Origin of the sequence: Streptomyces sp. NPDC059828 (genome assembly GCF_042731955.1) — a bacterium.
In the GTDB taxonomy this organism is placed as follows: Bacteria; Actinomycetota; Actinomycetes; order Streptomycetales; family Streptomycetaceae; genus Streptomyces.
The window spans coordinates 1-5,495 of sequence record NZ_JBHWIW010000095.1; the positions used below are offsets into that span (position 1 = coordinate 1).

Genomic DNA, 5,495 nt, shown 5'->3' on the forward strand with positions numbered 1-5,495 from the left:
TCGAAGCCGTTGAGGGCGATGACGAAGGGGAGGCCGCTGTTTTCGAAGTAGTCGACTGCGGGGAAGCAGTCGGCGAGTCTGCGGGTGTCGACGAGGACGACGGCGCCGATGGCGCCGCGGACGAGGTCGTCCCACATGAACCAGAAGCGGTCCTGTCCGGGGGTGCCGAAGAGGTAGAGGATCAGGTCCTGGTCGAGGGTGATGCGGCCGAAGTCCATGGCCACCGTGGTGGTGGTCTTGTCGCCGGTGTGGGTGAGGTCGTCGATGCCGGCTGATGCGGAGGTCATGACGGCTTCGGTACGCAGCGGGTTGATCTCCGAGACGGCGCCGACGAACGTGGTCTTGCCCACGCCGAAGCCGCCCGCCACCACGATCTTCGCGCTGGTGGTTGAGCGGGCTGCACCGCCGCTAGAGCTTGCGAAGTCCACTGAGCACCCTTTCGAGCAGTGTCACGTCTGGCTGTCCGCCGGCGGACTGGTCGCCGCCGGGCTGGTGGATGGCGACGAGTCCGGCCTCCGCCAGGTCGGCGACAAGGATCCGGGCAACGCCAAGAGGAATGGTGAGGAGTGCCGAGATCTCGGCCACCGACTTGATCTCGAAGCACAGCCGGCAGATCCGCTGGTGCTCGGGCAACTGCCCTTGCAGCCGCGAGGGATCGGCCGTGGTGCTGACCAGCGCCTCGATGGCGAGCTGGTAGCGCGGCCGGGTCCGGCCGCCGGTCATCGCGTAAGGACGCACCAGCGGGTTGTGGTTGCCCGAAGCCGGTGCGGACTCCGGGGCCCGGCGGGGTGCCACCGGCTGGATCCGGGGCGCCTGCTGCTGATCGTACGGCCCTTGCTGCTGGTCGTACGGCTGCTGAGGCCGCTGGTAAGGCTGGGGTCCGCCACCTCTGCTGGGTGCGGAGGGAAAGTTGAAGCGGTTCTGACCCTGCTCACCCGGAGCCTGGTGAGCACCGCCATATGGGTGTCCGCCTGGGGGTGTTGCCACTTCTTTTCCTCCTCCGCCGCGCCGTACGCCCGGTCCAAGTCCCTGTGGAGCCGCGCCACCGCACCTTACGGTGCGGTGGCCCCTAAACGCACTGCCTATCTGCTAGTTCAGAAGACTGCCCTGGAGTTCGGCGCGCAGGTCCGGGGTGAGGACCGTGCCCGCGCGGTCGACCAGGAGGGCCATCTCGTAGCCCACGAGGCCGATGTCGGCCTCCGGGTGGGAAAGCACGGCCAGCGAAGAGCCGTCCGAGATCGACATGATGAAGAGGAAGCCGCGCTCCATCTCCACCACCGTCTGGTTGACCGGGCCGCCTTCGAAGATGCGGGAGGCACCCGCGGTCAGCGAGGTGAGTCCGGACGCGACGGCCGCCAGCTGGTCGGCACGGTCGCGGGGGAATCCCTCGGACATCGCCAGCAGGAGTCCGTCGGCGGAGACCACCACGGTGTGGGACACCCCAGGGGTGTTGTCCACGAAGTTGGTGATCAACCAGTTCAGATTCTGCGCCGCCTGGCTCATCGGGCTCACACTAACGCTCCTGGTTGTAGGTGCTACCCGGGCCGAAGCCCGATCCGTTCGTGTCCGTTCCCGCGTTGCGACCCTTCTGGATGCCACGCCGCAGGTTGCTCAACCTGCCGCGGACGTCTTCGGGGGCGCGGGAGACCTGGGGGCCTCCCTGCGGGGTCTGCTCCGCGGTTCCCTCGACCAGATTGGCCTTGGGAATGCGCCGGGGCAGACCGGACGAGGTGACTCCGCCCGCCTTGGGCTCACGGAGCTTCTCGGCCCGCTGCCAGCGCTCGTCGTTCTTCGAACGCCAGTCGTCGGGGCCTTCCGTCTCCGCCTGCCCGTTACGCGGTGCCGCAGATGCCTGCGGGGCCCGCGCGGCCGGAGCCGTCTTCTGTCCTGCCTGACCGCTGCCGGCCTCGTCGGACTGCCACTGTGCCCGCTGGCTGGTGCCACCGGTGCCACCGGTGCCGGCGGCGCCACTGGCACCACGACGCGGCAGACCGGCGTCGGTCAGCGCATGGCCGTTGCTGGGGGTGGGACCCGGACGTTCGAAGCCTACGCGCTCGGAGCCGTTCGCGGGAGCGCCGGGAGCAGATTCCGCATCCGTCCGGTACTCCGGTTCGTACGCGCCCTGGTAACCGCCCTGATCGGACCAGTCTTCCTGGTGAGAGCGCTGCGCGAAGGAGTTGTCGTACTGCTGGCGCTGTTCCTGCGGAGCACTGTACGGAGCTTCCGTATAGCCCTGCTCGGCGGACTCCGGGTAACCGGCGGAAACCTGGTACTCGCCCGTGTTCCCGTAGCCGTCGGAGCCCTCGTAGCCGTAGCCGTTCTGCTCGTACGCGGGACCCGGCTCCTGGGCCGCGAAGCCCTGCTCGTAGGCGCCGTCGGCGTACTGGCCGTCCCCGGCCCCGTACCCGCCGTCCTCGCCCGCGTACTGACCGTCTGCGCCCGCGTACTGGCCGTTCTGGTACTGGCCGTCGCCGTACTGCTCCTGGCCGCCGTACGGCTCCTGCTGGGCCTCGTCGCGGAACAGCGGACGGTCGCCGCCCTGTACCTGCGCCTCGAGCGCGGCACGGCGCTCCCCGCGCATCAGGGAGCGGCCCACCGGGTCCAGACGCTGGCCGTCGCCGGCCTGCTGCTCCTCGTAGCGGGAGTCGTCGAAGCCCAGCTCCGCGGCGGTGCGCATGGTGGTGGGCGTGAAGCTGGCCTGCTGCGTCGGGATCATCTGCGAGACGGTGAAGTCCTCTTCGTTCACCGGAGCGGCACCGCCACCGCCACCGTGGGTGATCGCGTCCGGAAGCATCACGAGGGAGGTCGTACCGGCCTGCTCGCCCGAGGGGCGGAGCTGGACACGGACACCGTGCCGGTCGGCGAGCCGGCCGACCACGAACAGGCCCATGCGCTGCGAGACAGCGGCGTCCACCGTGGGCGGATTGGCCAGCTTGTGGTTGATGTCGGCGAAGTCCTCCGCGGTCAGGCCGATGCCCTTGTCGTGGATCTCGATCATCACGCGGCCGTCGGGCAGCCGGGTCGCGGTGACCCGGACCTTCGTCTGCGGCGAGGAGAAGGTGGTGGCGTTCTCCAGCAGCTCGGCCAGCAGGTGCACGAGGTCGGTCACGGCCTGGCCGTGTATCTCGGTGTCGGGCACACCGGTCAGCTCGATGCGCTCGTACGACTCCACCTCGGACGAGGCGGCGCGCAGCACGTCCACCAGCGGTACCGGCTGGTTCCAGCGGCGGCCGGGCTCCTCGCCCGCGAGGACGAGGAGGTTCTCGCCGTTGCGGCGCATACGGGTCGCCAGGTGATCCAGCTTGAAGAGGTTCTCCAGCTGGTCCGGGTCCGCCTCGTTGTTCTCCAGGTCGGTGATCAGGGTCAGCTGGCCCTCGATCAGCGACTGGTTGCGGCGCGAGAGGTTCGTGAAGATCGCGTTGACGTTGCCCCGCAGCATGGCCTGTTCGGCGGCGAGCCGGACGGCCTCCCGGTGGACCTGGTCGAAGGCCCGGGCGACCTCGCCGATCTCGTCCTTGGTGTCGATCGAGATCGGCTGTACGCGGGTGTCGACCCTGCCGGGCTCGGTACGCGACAGCTGGTCGACCAGCATCGGCAGACGCTGCTCGGCGATGCCGAAGGCGGCGGTGCGCAGCTCGCGCATCGAGCGGCTCATCTGGCGGGCCATCAGGCCGGCCAGGATGAACGCGGTGAGCAGCGCGATGACGACCAGCAGACCGTCGACGATGGCGTCGGTCTTGGCCTCGTCGGCGATCCGGGACGCCTCGGTCACCGACTTCGCCACGAGACCGTCCTCGATCTCGGTGTAGCCGTCGAACTTCGCGGTGGCGGCGTACTTCCAGATCGTCGGCGTCACGCCCTTGGCGGCGAGCTCGTCGGGGTCGGCCCCGCTGCCGATGGCAGCGACCAGGGTGTTGTACACGGAGCCGTCTTCCGAGGCCTCCGGGGCCTTGAAGTCGATACCCGCGGCTGCGGCCTGCTTGGCGGCCTCGGCGAGCTTCTCGGCCCCCTCACGGGACTTCTGGCCCATGACCGTCTTCAGCTTCTCGGTGTCCTCGGTGGAACCGCCGGAGACGTACTCGGCGAGCGCGATGTTCTCCAGGTAGGCGTAGGACGAGAACGCGATGGTCTGCCCGGACCTGACGGCCGGCTTCTTGCTCGGGCGGACCAGCAGGTGCATGCCGATGGACCGCTGAAGCGACTCGGCGGCCTTCGCCAGCTGGATCGCGTAGACCATCCGGCCATAGCTCGTGATGTTTCCGGTGCCGAAACCGAGCTCGTTGGAGAACTCCATGAGGGAGTGCTGGACCAGCACATAGCCCTCTTCGGTCGCGACCGGGCCGCCCTTGCCGCCTTCCTTCGTGGGGGACTCCACGCTGGTGGTGTAGGCGGTCTCGCGGATCTGCTGGAGCTTCGGCTCCTCCGTGCGGAAGAGCTTGAGGCGGCGCTCCAGACCCTGCTTGTCCGGCATGTCCGCGACGGCCGCGTCGAACTTCTTCCGGGCCTCGTCGGTGGCAGCGCGGTACTTGCGGACGTCGGCGTCGTTGGAGCCCTTGCCCTCGAGCAGCGGCTGGGCGGTGAGGTCACGCTCGTTGAGCAGCGCCTGGCCGTAGTCCGAGGCGGCGCGCACGATCTGCGCCGTCTTCTCGGCGTCCCGCGCCTCGTTCCAGGTGTCGACCGATCCCTTCACCTGGAAGCCGCCCATGACCAGGCCGACCAGAACGGGGATCAGCAGGATCGCGTTCAGCCGGGTGGGCACACGCCAGTTGCGCGGGGACAGCTTGCTGGAGCTGCCACCGGTGGGGGGCGCGACGGGCTGCACATCCGCAGGCGACGCCGCTACGCGCGGGGGCGGGGTGAAGTTGCCCCGCGCCTGCTGCTCTGCGGAGCTTGTATTGCTTCGCCTCACTCGACCAACAACCTCTCGGCGTCGGCACCTGTGTTGTGCCGAAAATTGTTCAGGGCCGTACTACTCACGAGTTCGTCGATTTCAGCACGCCAACCGGGTCCGTTCCAAACATTAGGAAAAGCCACGCCGGGCCCTCCTGGACGGCTGATAAACCGGACATAAAGAGCGAAGCTGCTGCAAAATGCGGGCCGCCGATGAGCACAGTGGTACTAGCCGGATGCGTCGGGTGTCCGCACCCTGGCAATTCTCTGTCGAAACGTTATGAACACGCAGGCGGACCGTGTCAAAGGACACAGCCCGCCTTGTTCGCGCTACGACAACTGTCGCATACACAAAACTACTTGAGTCGTGCCATGAGTGCATGTTCGACGAGGGTGATGAGTCCGCTTTTGGCGTCGGCGCGGTGGCGGGCGTCGGTGGTGATGATGGGGGTGTCGGGGCCGATCTGGAGGGCTTCGCGGACTTCGTCGGGTGTGTAGGGCTGATGTCCGTCGAAGCCGTTGAGGGCGATGACGAAGGGGAGGCCGCTGTTTTCGAAGTAGTCGACTGCGGGGAAGCAGTCGGCGAGTCTGCGGGTGTCGACGAG

4 protein-coding genes and 1 pseudogene are annotated in these 5,495 nt (G+C 68.1%); all 5 read right to left on the reverse strand.

The features are described 5' to 3' along the window. Positions 1-428, reverse strand: a 428-nt coding sequence (locus ACFV6V_RS30900) for an ATP/GTP-binding protein (RefSeq protein ID WP_385571153.1), incomplete at its 3' end; no start/stop codon positions are given. Further along, positions 409-987, reverse strand: coding sequence for a DUF742 domain-containing protein (locus ACFV6V_RS30905; RefSeq protein WP_385571154.1), 579 nt, complete (start codon positions 985-987; stop codon positions 409-411). The genes ACFV6V_RS30905 and ACFV6V_RS30900, both read right to left, overlap by 20 nt. A 102-nt stretch (positions 988-1,089) precedes the next feature. Beyond that, on the reverse strand, positions 1,090-1,503 hold the full coding sequence (locus ACFV6V_RS30910; protein WP_361291317.1) for a roadblock/LC7 domain-containing protein: 414 nt from the start codon (positions 1,501-1,503) through the stop codon (positions 1,090-1,092). A 10-nt stretch (positions 1,504-1,513) separates the two neighbouring features. Beyond that, positions 1,514-4,909: a nitrate- and nitrite sensing domain-containing protein gene (locus tag ACFV6V_RS30915; protein ID WP_385571155.1), complete on the reverse strand. Its 3,396-nt coding sequence runs from the start codon at positions 4,907-4,909 to the stop codon at positions 1,514-1,516. A gap of 337 nt (positions 4,910-5,246) precedes the next feature. Continuing rightward, positions 5,247-5,495, reverse strand: a pseudogene (locus tag ACFV6V_RS30920) (ATP-binding protein); the annotation flags it as partial.